Raw genomic sequence first — 19,545 nt, forward strand, 5'->3', positions numbered from 1 at the left:
GCGCCCGGCCCTGCCCTGTTCACCCCCCGGAAACCTGCGGCGGCTAGTCTGCCTCCGGGGAGGCAGCGGGGACCATGGCAACCAGCTTCAGCGTGATCTACCTCGGCAATGTCGCCGATCTGGACCCGACCGAAGGCAATGACACACTGGAGGACGAGGGCACGCTGGTCGGCACGACCTTCGGATCGGCCTCCGACCCGCTGGGGCTGCATGTGCATACCTTCGCCCCCGGCAGCACCGGCGCCTCCCAGGGGGATGCCAGCTACTACGACAACGACAACTCAATCGCCTCGGACACGTTCACCATCGACGGCGGGGCTGATCGGGTCTTCGATTCCACCGAAGGTTATGTCGCCACCATCACCTATACAGACGGCACCACCGCGACGATCACCGCCGTGGTCTTCCAGGACACGAACGGCGATTTCTTCCTGGCGACCGAACTGTCGCAGAATGCCGATCAGGATGCGCTGGACGCCAAGCCGATCCAGTCGATGACCTTCACCGCGACCAACGGCGGTTTTTCGACCGGGATGTTCACCGAACGGGCCGCGGGGAATTTCCAGATCCCGATCTGCTTTGCCGCCGGCACCGGCATCCTGACGCCCGCCGGCCTGCGCCCGGTCGAGGCGCTGCGCCCCGGCGACCGGGTCTGCACCCTCGACAACGGGCCGCAGCCGCTGGTCTGGGTCGGTCGCCAGCATCTGGGCCCGGACCGGCTGCGCCGCCAGCCCGGACAGCGCCCGATCCTGCTGCCCGAAGGGTATGGCGGAGCACGGCGCCCGGTGCTGCTGTCACCGCAACATGCGGTGCTTCTGGGACGCGATCACCTGGTCCGGGCCAAGCACCTGCCCACCGCCCCCGGGGCCGGGGTGCGGATCGCCTGGGGCAAGCGGCAGGTCACCTACCACCATCTGATGTGCGAGCGGCACGAGATCCTCTGGGCCGACGGGCTGGCCCCCGAAAGCTTCTACCCCGGACCGGTGGCGCTGGCCGCCCTTGGCCCTCGGGCCCGGCGCGGACTGATCCTGCTCTGTCCCGGGCTTGGCCTGCGCGGCGCGCCGGACACCGCGCCCGGCTACGGCACGCGGGTGCGTCCGCTGCTGGGCCGGCACGCCCTGCGACAGGGGGCCGGCTAGGAAGGGCTCAGCCGCGGCACGCCTCGAACAGCACCTGACCGCGCGGCAGCATCCTGTCCTGCCGGGTCAGGGCCCAGCCGCTGCGCGCCGCCAGCGCGTGCAGATCGGCCTCAAGCACATGATAGGGCGGCTTGCCGGGATGGGTCACCACGCCGTCGGGCTGGCGCACCTTGCCCGCCGCCGCATCCGCATCCGGCGCAAGGAAAACGGTAAACATCACCAGCCCGAGTCGCGGAAAACGGGTGAGGCCATTCAGCGCAGTTTCCAGGTGATCCGCCGTCAGATGCGGGAAGACCGCGAAGGCAATGGCATGGGTGATCGTGTCCGGCACGCCGGGAAAGCCAAAGCCCGCATCCTCGATCAGCTGCGCCGGATCGAGGCGCGCGGGATCCTCCAGCTCCTGCGCGTGCCCGGCCAGCATCAGCGCGCGGGAGGCATCGGTGGCCCAGTAGTGCCCCGGATCCAGGTAGGGCACGGCCTTGCAGCCCAGCCGCAGGGATCCCGCCCCGATATCAAGCAGATAGTCCGAGGGCTGCACGCCCGCGTCGCGCAGGATCGCCATCTGGGCGCGCCCGGTCTCGTCCCAGCGGCCGCCGACGATGCTGCGGTGGCGCCCCTCGGCGAGGGCATTGTCGTAGAACCCCGGCGGGGTATAGGGAGAGGCGGTCATGACGGCGTGAAGGCTCCTGTCGCGGGGGTGTCGGGGCTTATAGCGCAGGGGGTGCCGCTCCGGAAGCCATCTGCGCGCCGCGCCACCGTCACGCTTCCATTTGAAGCCATTCTCCTGTATGCGCGAGGCAATCTGAGACGTAGCGCGCGGACCCCCGCGCTGTGAAGGATTGATGACGGGGTCGGCGGCAATGGGGCCGCCATGCAAACGGAGGACACGGGAGGGCCCGTGCGATCCTCCAGACAGGATACGATTGATGTTCAACGTAACGACGAAATCGATGCAGTGGGGCGACGAGACGCTCACGCTGGAAACGGGCAAGGTTGCCCGCCAGGCCGACGGCACCGTGATCGCCACGCTGGGCGAAACCTCGGTCATGGCCAACGTGACCTTCGCCAAGACGCAGAAGGAAGGCCAGGACTTCTTCCCTCTGACCGTCCACTACCAGGAAAAATACTATGCTGCCGGCAAAGTGCCCGGTGGCTTCTTCAAGCGTGAAGCGCGTCCGACCGAAAAAGAGACGCTGACCGCACGCCTGATCGACCGCCCGATCCGCCCGCTGTTCGCCCCCGGCTTCAAGAACGAAGTCCTGGTGATGTGCACCGTGCTGTCCCACGATCTGGTCAACGACCCCGATGTCGTCGCCATGATCGCCGCCTCGGCCGCGCTGACCATCTCGGGCGTGCCCTTCATGGGCCCGATCGCGGGCTGCCGCGTCGGCTTCTCGAACGGCGACTACGTGCTGAACCCGTCGGTCGACGACATGCAGGGTCTGCGCAACAACCCCGAGCAGCGTCTGGACCTCGTCGTCGCCGGCACCAAGGGCGCCGTGATGATGGTGGAATCGGAAGCCTACGAGCTGACCGAGGAAGAGATGCTGGGCGCCGTGACCTTCGCGCACGAGCAGATCCAGCCGGTGATCGACCTGATCATCTCGCTGGCCGAAGATGCCGCCAAAGAGCCCTTCGACTTCACCCCCCCGGACTACTCCGCCCTCTACGAGGTCGTGAAAGCCGCCGGTGAAGCCCAGATGCGTGCCGCCTTCGCGATCACCGACAAGCTGGAGCGTCAGTCCGCTGTCGCCGCCGCCGTCGCCGCGATCAAGGCCACCCTGACCGAAGAGCAGCTGGCCGACGCCAACCTCGGCTCCGCGATCAAGAAGCTGGAATCCGGCGTCCTGCGCGGCGACGTGGTGAAGAACGGCAAGCGCATCGATGGTCGTGCGACCAACGAAGTGCGTTCGATCGTGTCCCAGACCGGCCTGCTGCCGCGGACCCACGGTTCGGCCCTGTTCACCCGTGGCGAAACCCAGGCGCTGGTCGTGACCACGCTGGGCACCGGCGACGATGAGCAGATCATCGACGCGCTGCACGGCAACTTCCGTTCGAACTTCCTGCTGCACTACAACTTCCCGCCCTACTCGGTCGGTGAAGTGGGCCGCGTGGGTTCCCCGGGCCGTCGCGAAATCGGTCACGGCAAGCTGGCATGGCGCGCGCTTCAGGCCGTGCTGCCCGCTCCGACCGACTTCCCCTACACCATCCGCGTGGTCTCCGAGATCACCGAATCCAACGGTTCCTCCTCGATGGCGTCCGTCTGCGGCGGCTCGCTGTCGATGATGGATGCCGGCGTTCCGCTGAAAGCGGCCGTCGCCGGTGTGGCCATGGGTCTGGTGCTGGAAGATGACGGCTCCTACGCTGTTCTGACCGACATCCTGGGCGACGAGGATCACCTCGGCGACATGGACTTCAAGGTTGCGGGCACCGAAGCGGGCATCACCTCGCTGCAGATGGACATCAAGGTCCAGGGCATCACGCCCGCGATCATGAAGACCGCCCTGGCGCAGGCCAAGGAAGGCCGGATGCACATCCTGGGTGAGATGAACAAGGCGCTCTCCGGCGCGGCGGAATTCTCGGTCCACGCACCGCGCATCGAGACCATGCAGATCCCCACCGACAAGATCCGCGAAGTGATCGGCTCGGGCGGCAAGGTCATCCGCGAGATCGTGGAAGTCTCGGGTGCCAAGGTCGACATCAACGACGACGGCATCATCAAGATTGCCTCCGCCGACGGCGAAGCCATCCAGAAGGCCTACGACATGATCTATTCGATCGTGGCAGAGCCGGAAGAAGGCAAGGTCTACAAGGGCAAGGTCGTGAAGCTGGTCGATTTCGGCGCCTTCGTGAACTTCTTCGGCAAGCGTGACGGCCTGGTGCACGTCTCCCAGATCGAGAACCGCCGCCTGAACCACCCCTCCGACGTGCTGAAGGAAGGCCAGGAAGTCTTCGTGAAGCTGGTCGGCTTCGACGATCGCGGCAAGGTCCGCCTGTCGATGAAGGTCGTGGATCAGGAGACCGGTGAAGAGATCACCAAGGAAGAAACCGCCGAGTAAGACCGGCAGCTTCCCTGCGTTACTGGAATGCCCGCAGAAATGCGGGCATTCTTCATTTTTGCGGGCCGTTGCCCCGGTACGAAAAGATCATGATGCGTACGATCTATTACGACCTGACCGAATTGTTCGTCTACAACGCCGGTCGCACCAAGTTTTACGGTATCTCCCGGGTGGTCGATGCCATTGCCGCAGAGCTGACCCGGACCCATCCCGAGGTCCGCTTCGTGGTGTTTTCCAGCGGCCACCAGGCGTTTTTCGAAGTGCCCTATGCCGATCTGCCCTTGCCGGTCGCGGCCAAGCCGTTGCGGATGCGCACCAATTTCCCGGATCGCAAGCCGCTGCGCGATGCGATCGCCCCCTTTGTTCTGGCGGCGGGCCGGGCGCTCAGCCGGCGGCGCTGGCGGCGGGCGGGGCTGCGCTATGCGCCGGTTTCGATGGACGGCGGCGCGCTGGTCACCGCCGCCCATGTCAAGCTGATCCCCGAATACCTTGCGGCCCTGAAACGGCGCGGCGCGGACGTGGCGGTCTTTCCGATCCTGCACGACGTGATGCCGATGACGGTCACGCCGGACTGGCAGCAGGCCAGCTGGCGGGTCAAGTTCTGGCGCGACAACCAGGCCATCCTGGCCGGGGCCCCGCGGCTGATGACCGTCTCGGATTTCACCGCCGACGAGATCCGGCGCCTGGCCGCCGCCGGACTGCTGCCGCAGCCCGAACGGATCGTCCCGGTGCCGCTGGTGCATGAATGCCCGCCCGGCGACACCCCGCCCGAACAGCGCCCCCCGGCCGAACCCTACCTGCTTGCGGTGGGCCAGCGCGTCGGGCGCAAGAACCTGGAATGCACCTTCGATGCCCTGCGGTACCTGGCCGAAACCGGACGCCCCGTACCGCTGCTGGTGCTGGCCGGGAAGGTGATGAAGGGCACGACCGACTGGCTGGCCCGACCCGAATACGACGGCATCCGCGACCGCGTGCTGAACTATCCCGATGTCAGCCAGACCGACCTGGGCACGCTTTATGCCGGGGCCATCGCCACCGTCATGGCCACCCGGATGGAGGGCTGGGGCCTGCCCGCCGGGGAATCGCTCTGGATGGGCACGCCGGCGCTTTGCGCGGACATCCCCGTACTGCACGATGTCTGTGGCGACCTGGCGCTGTATTTCGACCCCGACAGCCCGCAGCAGCTGGCCGCCCATGTCGCCCGGCTGATGGGCGATCCGGACCATGCGGCCGCGCTGCGCCAGCGCATCGCCGGGGCGCGCGACGGCCTGCGCCGCTGGAGCGACGTCGCGCAGGATCTCGTGACCGCCGTGCGCAAGCTGGAGGCGCCCTGAGGCGCCCTCAGGACGGGGCCAGGTCCGGGAAGCGGCTGCGGAAGCGGCGCAGGAACCGCCGGTAGGTCAGCACCCCGGCGGCCCCCTTCGACAGGGTCTTGGCGCTCAGCCGGTGCCAGGGCTTGCGCGGGCCGTGGAAATGCAGGATCGCCAGCCGCCCGCGCGGCCCCTCGGCAACCGGGCCCAGCCCGGCCTGCCGGCGCAGCCTGCGGATACGACTGCGATGCGCCCGCACCCGGCCCCAGCTGGCATTCCACGCCGGATCGAGCCCGCCCATGCGCCCGGCGAAGATCTGGTTGATCCGGTCCTGATCCACGGTGCCGAAGCCGCGCGCCGCCTCAAGATCGGCCATCTCCTCAAGCAGCGCGGGCTGGGCCAGGATCGCCGGCGCATCGACCAGCAGCACGCCGGAGTTCACATAGGTGACCATCGGCGCATCGCCCAGCACACGGCGGATCACCGACCCTTCGGCAGCTTCACCGGCAAGGGCATGTTTCGAAACGACATAATCAGAGACCCCGGCCATCAGCTTGCCCGCCATGTCCAGCGTCATCGCCACCGAGAGATCCTCCAGCACCAGGGTATCGCCGTCGATATAGAGGAACCGCTTGCCGATCAGCCGGGGCAGGAACAGCTTGCCGAGCGCATTGCTGGGGATCGTCGTCTTCGGAGAGGAGGCGCCACGCATCCAGGCTTCGTCCAGCTCGTGGCAGACCAGGGTGTGACCTGGCCAGCCCTCGGCAACGCGGTGCACGGCGGCCCAGTCCTCGGGGCGCAGCTTCCATCCGGTCACGTGCAGTTCGACCGGGTTGCGGGCGGTTTCCAGCACGGAGGCCATGGCAACGAGGGTGGGCTTCAGGAACCCGCCATCCGTCAGGAAGGCGATACAGGTCGGAGTGCTCATCTGAGGGGGATCTTTCGTACTTCAGCCAACCAGGCGGGCATGGATGATCGCCGCCAGGTCATCCGGCGGCGCCTTCTTGTTGGCCCGCACCAGGTAACGGTTCCACAGCCAGCCCAGGAACTGGCGGCGCAGGCGGTCCTGCGGATGCCAGCCCGCGCCGACCTGCGCCAGCGCCGCATCCAGCGCCGCCGCAGAGGGGGCATGCAGCACCAGCCCCTCAATGTTGTAGCAGGCATCCGCCAGCGTGATCACGGGCTTGCCCAGCAGCAGCCCCTCGATCCCGACGGTGGAATTCAGCGTGATCACGGCCCGCGCCCGGCCGATCATTTCGGAGGTCACGTTGCCATTGGCGAAGATCACGCCGGGCTGCGGCGGCCGGGTGCCGATCACGCTGCGCTTGAAGGAGGGGTGCTCCTTGATGACGAAGGTCAGGCCGGGATTGCGGGCCGCCGCGTCGCGGATCGCGTCATGAAAGGCCTCCATGTCGCGAATCCAGGGCGAATGCACCCGCACCTGCATGTCCGAGGGCACCTGGAAGGCCACGAAGATGAAATCCTCGGGCAGGTCCACCGCATCCTGGGCGCGCTTGGCGGGCCGGTTATTGACCAGCTCCGGCAGGCCGGGGGCGGCGAAATCCTCTGGCGTTTCCAGGTAGAAGGCCGGGTCGCGGGGTACCGAATTCGCGGCGTTCAGCCCCTTCGGATCCAGCTGCATGGTGTCGGGGAAAAAGCCGTTCTCGATGAAGACACGGTCCATGCCCAACCGGGCGGTGACATCGTTCATCACCGATTCCGGGTAGTTCGAGCCGTTGTAGATCACCGCGATGCGGCCCTGCGCCGCCGCCAGCTCGGCCTCCAGCGTGTCGCGCAGCAGCGCCGCCTCCAGCCGCTTGACCGCGCCATAAAGCGCCCGGACCGGGCCCGGCCCGTACAGCCGCGGCAGCCGCATCGCCTTGCGGGTCAAGTTACCCTCGACCAGGGCGGCAGCGCCGCGCCCGGTGGTCAGCGCCCTCAGCACTGAGGCCGCGACCCCGCCCCAGCCCCTGCGCCCCGCCAGCCGCTTCAGCACCGCGCCGATCCGGGTCGGAACGGTCTCCACCTCGGGGGCGAGCACGGTATCAAAGGCCGAAATCAGCGGTGAGTCGAGCTTGACGAAACGGGTCATGCGGGAGGCTCCGGAGCAAGGCGGTCGTCCCGGCCATAGCCCAGATCCAGCAGGGCCGAAACCGGAGAGGCCGAAAGCAGGGCCTGCCCCCGCGTTCCCGCCAGTTGCCGCGCCAGCGCGAAATGCCCGAGGATCCGGGCCTGGCCCTTCTCAAGTCCCGACCAGGCCGCAGCGCCGTCCTTTTCGTAGAAGCGGGGGCCGGCGGCATTGGTCAGGTCGATCCCCGCCAGCAGGATGCGCTTCAGCGGCGCGGCCATCAGGATCTGCAGCGCCGAATAGGCCACGGTGCCGCATTTCACGATGCCCTGGGCGGGAATGTCGGAAAAGGCCGCGCCATCCTCGACCACCACGCCGGGAATGTCGCCCAGGGCGCATTTCGGTCCGTCGAAGGGCTTGCGAAGGTCGTCGATCAGGTACAGCGGGCGGCCCTCAAGCAGGCCGCGGTTGTACTGCGCCATGACCCGGATCACCGCCGGCGCCATCAGCAGCGGCAGGCCTTCGGGCAGATCCTTCAGCATGGCCCCGTGACGGTAGACAAAGCGCTCATCCTCGATCGCCAGCGCAGCGGGCCGGGGCAGCCGGGGCGCCAGCGCCACCGCGCCGTTCAGCAGCACCGCCGGCATCTCCAGCGCCGCGACGCGCTGACGCTTCAGCGAGGGACCCGAGCCGATGATCGCCGCCTCCGCGCCGAGGCCCGCCAGGAAGCCGCCCAGCGGCGACAGGCGGGCGATCTCCTCGCCCTTCCAGGTGATCACGCCATCCGCCTCGGGCCGGCGCAGCGACAGATGCGGCCAGGTTTCCTCGTGATGGGCGCCCCGCCCGCCGCGCAGCAGGCGGAAGGCGGGGCGGATCAGCTTGCGTGCAAGGGGCCGGTCACTCAAGGGCTCGGGGCCTTATGCCGGGTCCTTGGCGAAGCGCAGGTAGGGCAGCTTCACGTCCAGATCGCCGTATTTCGCCTGGGCCTGATCATTGTCCAGCGACAGGGCGACGATGACGTCCTGGCCGGTTTCCCAGTTCGCGGGCACGGCCAGCGGCTGCTGATAGGTGCGCTGCAGACCATCAAGGGCACGCAGCACCTCGGCAAAGTTGCGCCCCACCGACATCGGGTAGGTCATGGAAAGCTGCAGCTTCTTGTCCGGGCTGATGATGAAGACCGAGCGCACGGTGGCCGAATGCGCCGGCGTGCGGCCATCGGGCAGATAGGCATCGGCGGGCAGCATGTCGAACAGCTTGGGCACCACCAGATCGGCGCCGTCGATGATCGGGAAGCCCGCCTGGGTGCCGGCAAAGCTCTCGATGTCGCCCTTCCATTTCTTGTGCTCTTCCGCGCTGTCGACCGAAATGCCGATCACCTTGGTGTTGCGCTTGGCCCATTCCCCGGCCAGCTGCGCCACGGCGCCGAACTCGGTCGTGCAGACCGGGGTGAAATCCTTCGGGTGGCTGAACAGGATCGCCCAGCTGTCGCCGATCCAGTCGTGGAAGGAAATCTCTCCCTGATCGGTATTGGCGGTGAAATCGGGAACAATATCATTGATGCGAAGAGCCATCTTGACCTCCATTCTGAAAGTGTCGGCCCATATGTAGGGCGCCACGTAACGCTTTGCACCCGTTTCGTGCAGACGCGCACAGGTTAACGCGGCGATGCGGAGCGCGAGCGTCTTGCCCCCGCGCCATCCGGGGTGCACAACTTGCGCCGAAACCGATCGCAGACGGAGACGAGCATGATCGAGAAGCGCCAATTCTACATCAACGGTCAGTGGGTGGACCCGGCGGAACCGCACGATCTGCAGGTCATCAACCCCTCGACCGAGGAGCCCTGCGCGGTGATCTCGCTGGCCGGCGAGGCCGATGTGAATGCCGCCGTTGCCGCCGCCAAGGCCGCCTTCCCCGCCTGGATGGCCACCCCGCCCGAAGACCGCATCGCCCTGGCCGAGAAGGTCCTGCAGGTCTACGAGGCCCGCAAGGAAGACATGGCTCAGGCGATGTCGATCGAGATGGGCGCGCCCATCGACTTCTCGCGCTCCGACCAGTGGGGCGCAGGCTACGGCCACACCAAGGGCTTCCTGAACGCGGCGAAAAAGTTCCAGTTCATCCGCCCGCTCGGCGATCACGCCCCCAACACCCGCATCGTCTACGAGGCGGCGGGCGTCTGCGCGATGATCACGCCCTGGAACTGGCCGATGAACCAGGTCACGCTGAAGGTGATCGCGGCGATGATCGCGGGCTGCACCATGGTGCTGAAACCCTCCGAGGAAAGCCCCCTGAACGCCATCGTCTGGGCCGAGATCATGGACGAGGCCGGCGTGCCCGCCGGTGTCTTCAACCTGGTGAACGGCAATGGCCTGGGCGCCGGCACGCTGCTGTCGGGCCATCCGGACGTCGACGTGGTCAGCTTCACCGGCTCGACCCGCGCCGGTCTGGCGATCTCGGCCAATGCCGCGAAGACCCTGAAGCGCGTCCACCTGGAACTGGGCGGCAAGGGCGCCAACCTGATCTTCGAGGATGCCGATGACGATGCCGTCGCCCGCGGCGTGCGCGACATGATGGACAACACCGGCCAGTCCTGCAACGCGCCCTCGCGGATGCTGGTGCAGCGCGGCATCTACGACGCCGCCGTCGAAACCGCCGCCCGGGTTGCCAATTCCATCACCGTCGGCCCCGCCGACCAGCCCGGCAGCCATATCGGCCCGGTCGTCAATGCGGTTCAGTTCGACAAGATCCAGGGCCTGATCCGCAAGGGCATGGAAGAAGGCGCCCGCCTTGTCGCCGGCGGCCCCGACCGCCCCGAGGGTTTCAACCGCGGCTTCTTCGTGCGCCCCACCGTCTTTGCCGATGCCAACAACCAGATGACCATCGCGCGCGAGGAAATCTTCGGCCCGGTGCTGACGATGATCCCGTTCGACACCGAAGAGGAAGCGCTCGAGATCGCCAATGACACGCCCTACGGCCTGACCAACTACGTCCAGACCCAGGATCCGGCCCGCGCCAACCGCCTGGCGCTGAAGCTGCGCTCGGGCATGGTGGAAATGAACGGCCAGTCCCGTGGCCAGGGTGCGCCCTTCGGCGGCATGAAGGCCTCGGGCATCGGCCGCGAAGGCGGCAGCTGGGGCCTGGAGGACTTCATGGAAGTGAAGGCCATCTCCGGCTGGGATGCCAAGACCGCCTGACACATCACGCAAAGGGGCGCCCCGAGGGACGCCCCTTTTCATTTTCTTGTTCCAAATACCTCGGGGGAGTCGCGCAGCGACGGGGGCAGCGCCCCCTCACTCCGCCCGGAACCCCTGCCCGCTCCGCCCATCAGGCGAACCGCCCGCCCCGTTCGATCACCTCGATCTGGTAGCCATCGGGATCGGCAACGAAGAAGAATTTCGCCAGCAGGCTGCCGCCCGGGCGGAACGCGACCATCTTGCGCGGTTTCAGCCCCTCGGCCTCGAAACGCGCATGTTCTGCGGCCAGATCCGTGACCGACACCGCCAGATGGCCATAGCCGCTGCCCAGATCATAGGGCGTCTCCTGGCCCTTGTTCACCGTCAGCTCCAGCTCGAAGCCGGTTTCATCGTTCGACAGGTAGATCAGCACGAAGTCGTCGAACTCCAGCCGCTCCGCGATCTCCAGCCCGAAGGCGCGGGCATAGAAATCGACCGAGCGCGCCTCGTCCAGCACGCGGATCATGGAATGGATCATCTTGGCCATGGCCATCTCCTTGAACTCTTTGCCCAAGGTCTAGACGGCCCGGCCCTGCGGCGAAAGCCTCAGAACGGCGCGGGGGCGCGGAACTTCATGCCCCGCCCGCCATCGGGATGCAGCAGGCGCAGCTCCTCGGAATGCAGCATCAGGCGGGGATGATCGTCGCGCGCGGGCCCTACCGCGTAGAACGGATCGCCCAGGATCGGATGGCCCATCGCCAGCATGTGCACCCGCAGCTGGTGCGACCGGCCGGTCTGCGGGAACAGCCGCACCCGGGTCTCGTCCTCGCCATATTTCACCACCTTCCAGTCGGTGACCGCGGGCTTGCCGTTCTGGTGATCCACCATCTGCCTGGGGCGGTTCGGCCAGTCGACGATCAGCGGCAGGTCCACCGTGCCGGTCTTCGGCTCCAGGATCCCAGAAAGCCGCGCGACATAGGTCTTCTTGGTGCGGCGGTGCTCGAACTGAAGCCCCAGGTGACGCTGCGCATTCGGCGTCATGGCAAAGACCATCACGCCGGAGGTGTCGCGGTCCAGGCGGTGCACCAGCAACGCGGTCGGAAAGGCCGCCTGGACCCGGCTCAGCAGGCAGTCGGACAGATGTTCGCCGCGTCCGGGCACCGACAGCAGGCCGGTGGGCTTGTCGACGACAAGGATCTCGTGATCCTCGTGCAGCACCGAAAGCGGCACGTCGGGCGGGCAATAGGCGGCGGAAAGATCGGGCGTGTCGGACATGGGCCCTGATAGCGGTCTTTGCGACAGAGGTCCATCACGCGGCAGCGCATACCTCCCGGTAAGAATTGCCCCCTATCCTGCCCGGGAACCGAGCCGCGGAAGGGATCGACATGCAACTCACCATGCGCAAGCTCAACGGCGTCGACGTGGTCGGCGTCCTGGCAGAGCGTATCGACGCCGCCGTTGCCATCCGCTTCAAGGACGAGGTCCGCGCCATCACCAGCCAGTCCCGGGGCCGCGTCGTGCTGGACCTGTCGCGGGTCGACTTCATCGACTCGAGCGGGCTGGGCGCCATCGTCGCGGCCATGAAGCAGCTTGACGGACAGGCGGCGCTGGATCTGGCCGGCCTGCAACCCAATGTCGACCGGGTGTTCCGGCTGACCCGGATGGACACGGTGTTCGCCATCCACGCGACCGCCGAAACCGCCTGCCCCACCCATGCCCAATGATCCCCGTTCCAGGACCGTCGGTCGCCCCGGCCCGGACAGGTCCGGGGAGGAGGGGCGGCGGCTGCCCGCCCGCGCCGGCCCCCGGGTCCGGGCCGCCGTGCGGCTGCAACTGTCGTTCCCGGGCACCGCGCTCTCGGTCCGCAAGGTGCTGCAGACGGTGCGCACCGGGCTGGAACCCCTGGCCCTCGACCCGGAGGAAACCGGCACGATCGAACTGGTGCTGGCCGAGGCCCTGAACAATGTCGTCGAACATGCCTACCCGCCCGAGGCGCGGGGCTGGATCACCCTGAACTGCCATATCGCGCCGGACGGGCTGCATGTCTCGATCCGCGACAAGGGCCGCCCGATGCCCGATGGCGGCCCGCCGCTTGGCCAGACCGCGCCGCTGCCCGAAACCCTCGACACCCTGCCGGAAGGCGGCTTCGGCTGGTTCCTGATCCGCGACCTGTCCCGCGACATTCGCTACAGCCGCCAGGACGACACCAATGAGCTGTGCTTCCGCATCAACCTGCACCGCGCGGAGGCAACGGCGCCGGGCGATCCGGCGCCCTGACAATTTCCTTCAAATACCGGGGCACTTGCCCAGAAAATGCCCGATAGACTTCTCAATCCAGCCGCGTCGGGGCGGCATCCTGCAAGAGTAGCTCAAAAAGCTGCCCCCGGCGTCGTTCAACCAGCCCCCACCCAGTAGGCGACGCCGGGGTCTTCCGATTTCCCGACCATCCCCCACTTGACGCGCCGTCCGCCCGCTTCCAGTCTCGCGCCGGAAGCAACGGAGGATGACATGCGCGATTTCCACTTGCCGGGGCGTTCGCCCGTCTGGGCCGAGAACGGCATGGTCGCCACCTCGCATCCGATTGCCGCGCAGGTCGCGCTGGACATGCTGAAAAGCGGTGGCAATGCCACGGACGCCGCCCTGGCCGGGGCCATTGCCCTGGGAGTCTGCGAACCTGCCATGTGCGGTCTGGCCGGTGACTGCTTTGCCCTGATCAAGCCCGCCGGCCAGGATGAGGTGATCGGCTACAACGGCTCGGGCCGGGCGCCCGCCGGGGCCGATGCCCAGACGCTGCGGGACCGGGGGATCACCCAGATCGGCCTGCAAAGCGCCGAGGCCGTCACCCTGCCCGGCGCCGTCGCGGCCTTTGCCGCCATGTCCGGCTGCTGGGGCCGCAAGGGGCTGGATGCGGTCATCGCCCCCGCCATTTCCTATTTCGAGGCCGGCGTGCCGGTCCATGCCCGCGCCGCCTTCGACTGGAAGCGCGACCAGGGCGCGCTGGACCCGGTCGGCGCCCGCCACTTCCTGCCCGGCGGCAAGGCGCCCAGCGTGGGCGACCGCTTTGCCCTGCCCGGCCAGGCCGCCCTGCTGCGCCGTATCGCCGCCGAAGGCCCGCGCGCCTTCTACGAGGGCGAGGCCGCCGAGGACATGCTGGCAGCCCTGAAACGCTATGGCGGCTGCCACACCGCCGAGGATTTCCACGCCGTTGCCGGGGAACGCACCACCCCGGTCGAGGGACGCTACGGCGACGCCCGCCTGCTGGAGCATCCACCGAACGGCCAGGGCGCGACGGCGATCCTGATCCTCAACATCCTGGCGCAGTTCGACCTGGAGGCCCTGGCCCCCTTCGGCGCCGCCCGTGCCCACCTGGAGGCCGAGGCGGTCAAGCTGGGCTATGACGCGCGCAACCATTTCCTGTCGGATGCCCGCCAGGCGGATCCGGAGCGGATGCTGGACATGGACTATGCCCGCACCCTGGCTGCACGGATCGACCCCAGGCGCGCCCAGCCCGCCCTGACCATCCCCGAAGGCCAACCGCATCGCGACACCGTCTACATCACCGTGGTGGACCGCGACCGCATGGCGGTCTCGCTGATCTATTCGGTGTTCCACAGCTTCGGCTCGGGCATCGGGACCGAGAAATTCGGCCTGCTGCTGCACAACCGCGGCTGCGGCTTCACCCTGACGCCGGGCCACCGCAACGAATACGGCGCCGGCAAAAGGCCGCTGCACACGATCATTCCCGGCATGCTGGCCAGCACCGGCGCCAGCCCCGACCTGCCCTTCGGCGTCATGGGCGGCGCCTATCAGGCCGCCGGCCACGCCCGCTTCGTCACCAACCTGATGACCTACGGCCTGACCCCGCAGGAGGCGATCGACGCCCCGCGCAGTTTCCCGCAGGACGGCCGGCTGACCATCGAACGCGGCTATGCCCCCGGCGTGCTGGATGAGCTGGAGGCCATGGGCCACCAGATCGAGATCCCCGAGGTCCCCATCGGCGGCGCCCAGGCGATCCGCATCCACCCCCATGGCATGCTCGAGGCAGGCTCGGATCCGCGCAAGGATGGCTGTGCTGTCGGCTACTGAATGTAGCCGTCAGTTCATCTGGAAATGCAACATGTAGGCGCCATCCTCGAAGGCGCCGAACAGTTCGGGCACGTCGGGATGGTCCACCGGCTCGCCCGAATAGTCGACCTCGAGGTTCTGCTCGGAGACATAGGCGATGTAGTAGCTCTCGTCGTTCTCGGCGAGGAGGTGATAGAAGGGCTGTTCACGGCGCGGACGGCTGTCCTCGGGAATGGAGTCATACCATTCCTCGGTGTTCGAGAACTCGGGATCGACGTCGAAGACCACGCCCCGGAAGGCATGTTTCTTGTGGCGCACGATCTGGCCCAGATTGTATTTGGCTCTCGCAGTCAGCATCGTCTTGCAGCTCATCCTGCCCACTTTTAACGTCAAATCCCGGGGATTGTCCAATCCCGGCCTATTTCCGATCATTTCAAAGCCCCCGAGGTTTCCCGTTTGAGCCTTTTCCTGACCGTGCTTCAGATCGTTGCCCCCGTCTTCATCCTGGCGGCAATCGGCTACATATGGGTGCGCACGGGGCATGAGTACAAGGTCGAATTCGTCACCCGGTTGACGATGACCCTGTCGGTTCCCTGCCTGATCTTCACGGCGCTGATGAAGACAGAGGTCGACCCCGCGGCGCTGACAGCGATTTCGCTTGCCGCCGTGGTGGCTTACGGGGTGCTGACCGTGATCGCAGCACTCGTGCTGAAACTGACGCGCCTGCCGATGCGCAGTTACCTGGCGCCGATGATTTTCGGCAATACCGGCAATCTGGGCCTGCCGGTGGCGATGTTCGCCTTCGGAGAGGCGGGCCTGGGCTATGCGGTGGTGGTCTTCGCCATCATGGCCATCTGGAGCTTCACCTTCGGCATCTGGGTCGTCGCCGGCGGCGGATCGCTGGTGCGCGCCCTGAAGGAGCCGTTGCTCTGGGCCACGCTGCTGGGCGGGCTGTTCCTGTCGCAGGGCTGGCACACGCCGCTTTTCGTGACCCATGCGCTTGAACTGGTGGGCCAGATCGCGATCCCGCTGATGCTGATCACCCTGGGCGTCGCCGTGGCCCGGCTGCGCCCCGGAGAGATGAAGCTGGCCACCGGCCTCAGCCTGCTGAAATACCTGCTCTGCGTGGCGGTTGCCTGGGGCACCGGGCGCGCCTTCGGCCTGGATCCGGTGGCCTTCGCGGTGCTGGTGATCCAGATTTCCACCCCCGTCGCGGTGACCTCCTTCCTGCTGGCCGAGAAATATGGCGCCGATTCCGATGCCGTCGCGGGGCTGGTGGTGATCTCCACGCTGATGTCGGTACTGGCCATTCCCCTCCTGCTGGCGCTGGTGCTCTAGCTTTCTGTTTGCTGGCCGGTGGCTTTCGACTACATTTGCGAAAAAACAGGCAGAACACAGGCAATAGACATATGAGCAGAATGCTGGCCGCGCTCCTCATCGTGCTGGCGGTGGCGTCCTGCGGCGGACGGGACAAGGTCCCGCCGCGGCAGCTGGACGACGCCTGCGCGATCCTGGCCGAGCGCCCCAACTACAAGCGCGCCTTCGCCCGCGCCGAACGCCGCTGGGGCGTCCCGGTGCCGGTGCTGATGGCCGTCATGCACCAGGAAAGCAAGTTCGTCGGCAATGCGCGCACGCCGCGGCAATACGTGCTGGGCATCATCCCCATGGGGCGCCAGACCTCGGCCTATGGCTACAGCCAGGCACTGGACGGCACCTGGGATGAATACCAGGAGCGGGAGGGCGGCCGCTTCGCGCGCCGCAACGACATCAAGGATGCCGCCGATTTCATGGGCTGGTACATGGCGCAATCGACGCTGCAGCTGGGCATCCGGCTGGACGATGCGCGCTCCCAGTACCTGGCCTATCACGAGGGCCGCACCGGCTATGCGCGCGGCAGCTACCTGAAGAAATCCTGGCTGCTGTCGGTGGCGCAGCGCGTCAACATCCGCGCCGCACTCTACGACAGCCAGCTGCGCTACTGCATGTAACGCCGCTGCATGTCATCCGGGGCGGGCGGGCGGCCTCAGTTGCCGCCCCCGCCCATGAACATCGCATTGTTCAGCGTCATGCCCGTCTTCAGCTGGTTCAGCACGACGGTTGTGACACTGCCCGAGGCGTCATGCAGCACCCATTGCCGCAGCGCCACCGGGCTGGAAGAGAACACCAGGTCGATATAGCCATAATCGGGATGTTCGGGATCCTGCGCCCGCACCACCGTATCGCCGCCCTCGGAATGGCGGTCCGTCACCATGTTGGAGCGCGACAGGTCGACGTTCTTCTGCAGGATGATGCCCAGCGGCGTCTTCGACAGCGGATAGGTCTCGGCGGCGCCGTTGGCCTTGGGATCGTAGATCGTCACCGCGCTGCCGCTGGCCAGGACCAGCGCCTTGTTCGGCGGATCATACTCGAACCGCATCCGTCCCGGACGCTTGATATAGAGCGTCCCGGTCGAGATCGTGCCATCCTCGTTCAGCTGAGAGAATTTCGCAGATCCGGTGGTGAAACCGTTCAGATACTGGGAGATCTGCCCGAGCGAGAGCATCTCGGCCGAAGCCGGCAGGGCAAGGGAACACAGAAGGGCAACCGGGGCCATCAGGCGGAGCAGGCGTTTCATGGAAAGGATGTAATCTCCGTCGGGGATCCGTTCCAGTCCCAACGCATGGGCCCCGCCCCCTGTTCCGGCGAACTCCCGCCGCCCCTTCATCTTTCCGGAAATATGCCGGGGGGAGGGCCGTCAGGCCCGGGGGGCAGCGCCCCCCTCCCGCGTCAGGCCCGCGCGCCCGCACCGGCGGCCTCGCGGCGCATCACCCGCAGCCACAGCAGCAGCGCCAGCGCCCCCGGCAGCAGGATCCCCAGCGTCATCGGCAGAGTCCGGTCGCTGCCCGCCATGGCAACGGCTGAGGAATCGAGGAAGGCGACGCCGAACTGGATCGCCCCCACCAGCGCCGAGGCCAGCCCCGCCGCGCCGCGCCCGGATTCCATGGCGATCGACATGGCATTGGCGCTCAGCAGGCCGACCATGCCGATGGCGACCCACAGCGGCACCACATAGACCCAAAGCTGCGAGGTCCCGGACACCACCAGCAATGCGACGCCCGCCAACACGAAGACCGGCAGCCCGACCGAGACGATGCGGCGCGGCTCGTAGCGGTTCAGCAGCAGGCTGTTCAGCTGCCCGAAGACCACCAGCGCCACCGCCACCAGCGCGAAGACCAGGCCGTATTCCATGCTGCCCAGCCCGAAGACGCCCTGGAAGATCCCCGAAGAGCCGGTGATGAAAGCAAACATCGCCCCCTGCACCAGCGCCGCGATCAGCGCCACCGACAGGAAGCCCGGGCGGCGCAGCAGCTCTCCGGTGCGCCCGAAGGCGGCGCGGAAGGGTGCCGGCGTGCGGGCCTCGGCGGGCAGGGTCTCGGGCAGGATCACCTTGGCCAGCACCAGCGCCACTGCGCCCACCAGCACCATGGCGACAAAGATCGACTGCCAGCCGAAGGCGGTCAGCAGCAGGCTGCCCAGGAACGGCGAGGCGATCGGGCCGATGGTCATCAGCATCACCAGCACCGTCATCATCTTGGCCGCAGCCCGGCCCTCCATCAGGTCGTTGACCACGGCGCGGCCCACCACCATGCCGGCACAGGCCCCGATGGCCTGCAGCACCCGCAGCGTGTTGAAGACGGTGACATCGCGCACCACCAGCAGCCCCACAGAGGTCAGCGTGAACAGCGCCGCCCCGACCAGCAGCGGCCCCTTGCGCCCGTAGCCGTCGATCAGCGGCCCCATGATCAGCTGGCCGACACAAAGACCGAGGAAGAACAGCGACAGCGACATCTCGGTTGCCGAGGCGCTGGCGTTCAGCGCCTCCGACAGGTCGCCCATGGCCGACAGGTACATGTCCGTCGCCACCGGCGGGAACACCGACAGCAGCGCCAGCACGGCGGTGATCAATGGAATGTTGACGGCGGGGCTTCGGGTTCCCGGCATGGCGCGGCTCCTGTAGGGTCGGACGGTGCGCCACCCGGCCGGAACAATCCGGATCGGCCGGGTGGCGCAAAGGCTGTCAGGGGAGAGGACAGTCAGCAGACATTTAGCAGACCGCAGTCTAAAAACTAGGGGCAGCGGGAGTCTTTCCTGCACGAAAGGATGTGCATGAGCGATCAGAAGGCAGTGGGCCGGCCCCGCAGCGCCGAAGTGGACGAAAAGCTGAAGCGGGCGGCGCTGAAGCTGGTGCGCGAACGCGGCTACCGCGATGTCAGCATCTCGGCGCTGATCGCCGAGGCCGGCGTGTCGCGCCAGTCGCTCTACAACCGCTGGCATTCCAAGGCCGACCTGGTGCTGGAGGCGCTGACCGACGACACCGAGGGGCTGGTGCAGCTTCCCGATCCCGCGCGTGCCGGTTCCGCCCAGGCGGCGCTGCGGGACTTCCTGCACGGGATCTTTCGCCACCTGGCGCTGGATGGCACGACGCTGCGCAGCCTGATCGCCGCCGCGCAGGAGGACCCGGCCTTCCGCGAGGCCCTGCGCACCCGCTTCGTGGAACCCCGCGAAGAGATCGTCACCGCCCTTCTGGCGCGCGCCCAGAGCGCCGGGGAACTGCCCGCCGGGCGCGACATCCGCATGCTCTCGGCCTTCATCCACGGCGCCTTCTGGTACCGGCTGCTGAACGGCCTGCCGCTGGACGAAGACACCGCCCGCGACATCGCCGCCGCGATCTTCGCCCCCTGACCCTCCCGAAAC

Annotated in this window: 20 protein-coding genes; 10 read left to right on the top strand and 10 right to left on the bottom strand. The window is 67.3% G+C overall.

Annotated elements, in window-relative coordinates; translation table 11 throughout:
• Positions 1-74 precede the first annotated feature (74 nt).
• Positions 75-1,139, top strand: a complete 1,065-nt coding sequence (locus KM176_RS22650) for a Hint domain-containing protein (RefSeq protein ID WP_160897038.1) — start codon at positions 75-77, stop codon at positions 1,137-1,139.
• Positions 1,140-1,146: 7 nt separating this feature from the next.
• Here KM176_RS22650 and KM176_RS22655 read toward each other — a convergent pair whose 3' ends face one another.
• Complete coding sequence (locus KM176_RS22655; protein ID WP_160897037.1) at positions 1,147-1,809, bottom strand: class I SAM-dependent methyltransferase; 663 nt, start codon at positions 1,807-1,809, stop codon at positions 1,147-1,149.
• Positions 1,810-2,065: 256 nt separating this feature from the next.
• Here KM176_RS22655 and pnp point away from each other — a divergent pair, with 256 nt between their 5' ends.
• Together pnp and KM176_RS22665 are read left to right on the top strand one after the other, a co-directional pair.
• Positions 2,066-4,198: a polyribonucleotide nucleotidyltransferase gene (gene pnp, locus KM176_RS22660; protein ID WP_160897036.1), complete on the top strand. Its 2,133-nt coding sequence runs from the start codon at positions 2,066-2,068 to the stop codon at positions 4,196-4,198.
• Between the two features lie 89 nt (positions 4,199-4,287).
• Complete coding sequence (locus KM176_RS22665) at positions 4,288-5,532, top strand: glycosyltransferase (protein ID WP_160897035.1); 1,245 nt, start codon at positions 4,288-4,290, stop codon at positions 5,530-5,532.
• 7 nt (positions 5,533-5,539) lie between these two features.
• Here the strand turns inward: KM176_RS22665 and KM176_RS22670 are convergent, their stop codons facing one another.
• Genes KM176_RS22670 through KM176_RS22685 form a run of 4 tightly spaced genes read right to left on the bottom strand, consistent with a single transcriptional unit; the run spans position 5,540 to position 9,147 of the window.
• Entirely contained in the window at positions 5,540-6,436 is an 897-nt protein-coding gene (locus tag KM176_RS22670; RefSeq protein WP_160897034.1) for a glycosyltransferase family 8 protein, read from the bottom strand.
• Between the two features lie 21 nt (positions 6,437-6,457).
• Entirely contained in the window at positions 6,458-7,600 is a 1,143-nt protein-coding gene (locus KM176_RS22675) for a capsular polysaccharide export protein, LipB/KpsS family (protein WP_160897033.1), read from the bottom strand.
• Positions 7,597-8,481 carry a glycosyl transferase gene (locus tag KM176_RS22680; RefSeq protein ID WP_160897032.1) on the bottom strand — a complete coding sequence of 295 codons (885 nt, stop codon included), beginning with the start codon at positions 8,479-8,481 and terminating at the stop codon, positions 7,597-7,599. The genes KM176_RS22675 and KM176_RS22680 overlap by 4 nt, the downstream gene beginning before the upstream one ends.
• A 12-nt stretch (positions 8,482-8,493) precedes the next feature.
• Entirely contained in the window at positions 8,494-9,147 is a 654-nt protein-coding gene (locus tag KM176_RS22685) for a peroxiredoxin (protein WP_160897031.1), read from the bottom strand.
• A 174-nt stretch (positions 9,148-9,321) separates the two neighbouring features.
• Between KM176_RS22685 and KM176_RS22690 the strand changes: the two genes are divergently transcribed.
• On the top strand, positions 9,322-10,767 hold the full coding sequence (locus tag KM176_RS22690) for an aldehyde dehydrogenase family protein (protein ID WP_160897030.1): 1,446 nt from the start codon (positions 9,322-9,324) through the stop codon (positions 10,765-10,767).
• A 130-nt stretch (positions 10,768-10,897) separates the two neighbouring features.
• Here the strand turns inward: KM176_RS22690 and KM176_RS22695 are convergent, their stop codons facing one another.
• Positions 10,898-11,299 carry a VOC family protein gene (locus KM176_RS22695; RefSeq protein ID WP_268946181.1) on the bottom strand — a complete coding sequence of 134 codons (402 nt, stop codon included), beginning with the start codon at positions 11,297-11,299 and terminating at the stop codon, positions 10,898-10,900.
• A gap of 53 nt (positions 11,300-11,352) precedes the next feature.
• The gene (locus tag KM176_RS22700) at positions 11,353-12,021 is read right to left on the bottom strand and encodes an RluA family pseudouridine synthase (protein WP_160897028.1); all 669 of its coding nucleotides are present in this window, start codon (positions 12,019-12,021) and stop codon (positions 11,353-11,355) included.
• A gap of 110 nt (positions 12,022-12,131) precedes the next feature.
• On the opposite strand from KM176_RS22700, the gene KM176_RS22705 reads away from it, so the two are divergent.
• From KM176_RS22705 to KM176_RS22715, 3 genes are all read left to right on the top strand, one after another.
• Positions 12,132-12,470, top strand: coding sequence for an STAS domain-containing protein (locus tag KM176_RS22705; RefSeq protein WP_160897027.1), 339 nt, complete (start codon positions 12,132-12,134; stop codon positions 12,468-12,470).
• On the top strand, positions 12,460-13,023 hold the full coding sequence (locus KM176_RS22710) for an ATP-binding protein (protein ID WP_160897026.1): 564 nt from the start codon (positions 12,460-12,462) through the stop codon (positions 13,021-13,023). The genes KM176_RS22705 and KM176_RS22710 overlap by 11 nt, the downstream gene beginning before the upstream one ends.
• Before the next feature lie 231 nt (positions 13,024-13,254).
• Positions 13,255-14,832, top strand: coding sequence for a gamma-glutamyltransferase family protein (locus tag KM176_RS22715; RefSeq protein ID WP_160897025.1), 1,578 nt, complete (start codon positions 13,255-13,257; stop codon positions 14,830-14,832).
• A gap of 9 nt (positions 14,833-14,841) precedes the next feature.
• Here KM176_RS22715 and hspQ read toward each other — a convergent pair whose 3' ends face one another.
• Positions 14,842-15,168 (bottom strand): heat shock protein HspQ, encoded by a 327-nt coding sequence (gene hspQ, locus KM176_RS22720; RefSeq protein ID WP_160897024.1) that lies wholly within the window; start codon positions 15,166-15,168, stop codon positions 14,842-14,844.
• Positions 15,169-15,267: 99 nt separating this feature from the next.
• Between hspQ and KM176_RS22725 the strand changes: the two genes are divergently transcribed.
• A complete protein-coding gene (locus KM176_RS22725) occupies positions 15,268-16,149 on the top strand; it encodes an AEC family transporter (protein ID WP_160897023.1) in 882 nt (293 codons plus the stop codon).
• Between the two features lie 71 nt (positions 16,150-16,220).
• Positions 16,221-16,799: a transglycosylase SLT domain-containing protein gene (locus tag KM176_RS22730; protein WP_160897022.1), complete on the top strand. Its 579-nt coding sequence runs from the start codon at positions 16,221-16,223 to the stop codon at positions 16,797-16,799.
• A gap of 35 nt (positions 16,800-16,834) precedes the next feature.
• Here the strand turns inward: KM176_RS22730 and KM176_RS22735 are convergent, their stop codons facing one another.
• Both KM176_RS22735 and KM176_RS22740 read right to left on the bottom strand, forming a co-directional pair.
• Positions 16,835-17,425 carry a LolA family protein gene (locus tag KM176_RS22735; RefSeq protein ID WP_160897021.1) on the bottom strand — a complete coding sequence of 197 codons (591 nt, stop codon included), beginning with the start codon at positions 17,423-17,425 and terminating at the stop codon, positions 16,835-16,837.
• A gap of 152 nt (positions 17,426-17,577) precedes the next feature.
• Positions 17,578-18,792, bottom strand: a complete 1,215-nt coding sequence (locus KM176_RS22740) for a multidrug effflux MFS transporter (protein WP_160897020.1) — start codon at positions 18,790-18,792, stop codon at positions 17,578-17,580.
• Between the two features lie 165 nt (positions 18,793-18,957).
• Here KM176_RS22740 and KM176_RS22745 point away from each other — a divergent pair, with 165 nt between their 5' ends.
• Entirely contained in the window at positions 18,958-19,533 is a 576-nt protein-coding gene (locus KM176_RS22745) for a TetR/AcrR family transcriptional regulator (RefSeq protein WP_160897019.1), read from the top strand.
• Positions 19,534-19,545 lie beyond the last annotated feature (12 nt).

Source organism: Pseudooceanicola endophyticus (assembly GCF_018760365.1).
GTDB classification, from domain to species: domain Bacteria; phylum Pseudomonadota; class Alphaproteobacteria; order Rhodobacterales; family Rhodobacteraceae; genus Pseudooceanicola; species Pseudooceanicola endophyticus.

What these genes read in the sequence shown, in the direction of transcription:
- KM176_RS22650 (WP_160897038.1), top strand. Translation starts at nt 75, where the DNA reads ATGGCAACCAGCTTCAGCGTGATCTACCTCGGCAATGTCGCCGATCTG.
- KM176_RS22655 (WP_160897037.1), bottom strand. Translation starts at nt 1,809, where the DNA reads ATGACCGCCTCTCCCTATACCCCGCCGGGGTTCTACGACAATGCCCTC.
- pnp (WP_160897036.1), top strand. Translation starts at nt 2,066, where the DNA reads ATGTTCAACGTAACGACGAAATCGATGCAGTGGGGCGACGAGACGCTC.
- KM176_RS22665 (WP_160897035.1), top strand. Translation starts at nt 4,288, where the DNA reads ATGATGCGTACGATCTATTACGACCTGACCGAATTGTTCGTCTACAAC.
- KM176_RS22670 (WP_160897034.1), bottom strand. Translation starts at nt 6,436, where the DNA reads ATGAGCACTCCGACCTGTATCGCCTTCCTGACGGATGGCGGGTTCCTG.
- KM176_RS22675 (WP_160897033.1), bottom strand. Translation starts at nt 7,600, where the DNA reads ATGACCCGTTTCGTCAAGCTCGACTCACCGCTGATTTCGGCCTTTGAT.
- KM176_RS22685 (WP_160897031.1), bottom strand. Translation starts at nt 9,147, where the DNA reads ATGGCTCTTCGCATCAATGATATTGTTCCCGATTTCACCGCCAATACC.
- KM176_RS22690 (WP_160897030.1), top strand. Translation starts at nt 9,322, where the DNA reads ATGATCGAGAAGCGCCAATTCTACATCAACGGTCAGTGGGTGGACCCG.
- KM176_RS22695 (WP_268946181.1), bottom strand. Translation starts at nt 11,299, where the DNA reads ATGGCCATGGCCAAGATGATCCATTCCATGATCCGCGTGCTGGACGAG.
- KM176_RS22700 (WP_160897028.1), bottom strand. Translation starts at nt 12,021, where the DNA reads ATGTCCGACACGCCCGATCTTTCCGCCGCCTATTGCCCGCCCGACGTG.
- KM176_RS22705 (WP_160897027.1), top strand. Translation starts at nt 12,132, where the DNA reads ATGCAACTCACCATGCGCAAGCTCAACGGCGTCGACGTGGTCGGCGTC.
- KM176_RS22710 (WP_160897026.1), top strand. Translation starts at nt 12,460, where the DNA reads ATGCCCAATGATCCCCGTTCCAGGACCGTCGGTCGCCCCGGCCCGGAC.
- KM176_RS22715 (WP_160897025.1), top strand. Translation starts at nt 13,255, where the DNA reads ATGCGCGATTTCCACTTGCCGGGGCGTTCGCCCGTCTGGGCCGAGAAC.
- hspQ (WP_160897024.1), bottom strand. Translation starts at nt 15,168, where the DNA reads ATGCTGACTGCGAGAGCCAAATACAATCTGGGCCAGATCGTGCGCCAC.
- KM176_RS22730 (WP_160897022.1), top strand. Translation starts at nt 16,221, where the DNA reads ATGAGCAGAATGCTGGCCGCGCTCCTCATCGTGCTGGCGGTGGCGTCC.
- KM176_RS22735 (WP_160897021.1), bottom strand. Translation starts at nt 17,425, where the DNA reads ATGAAACGCCTGCTCCGCCTGATGGCCCCGGTTGCCCTTCTGTGTTCC.
- KM176_RS22740 (WP_160897020.1), bottom strand. Translation starts at nt 18,792, where the DNA reads ATGCCGGGAACCCGAAGCCCCGCCGTCAACATTCCATTGATCACCGCC.
- KM176_RS22745 (WP_160897019.1), top strand. Translation starts at nt 18,958, where the DNA reads ATGAGCGATCAGAAGGCAGTGGGCCGGCCCCGCAGCGCCGAAGTGGAC.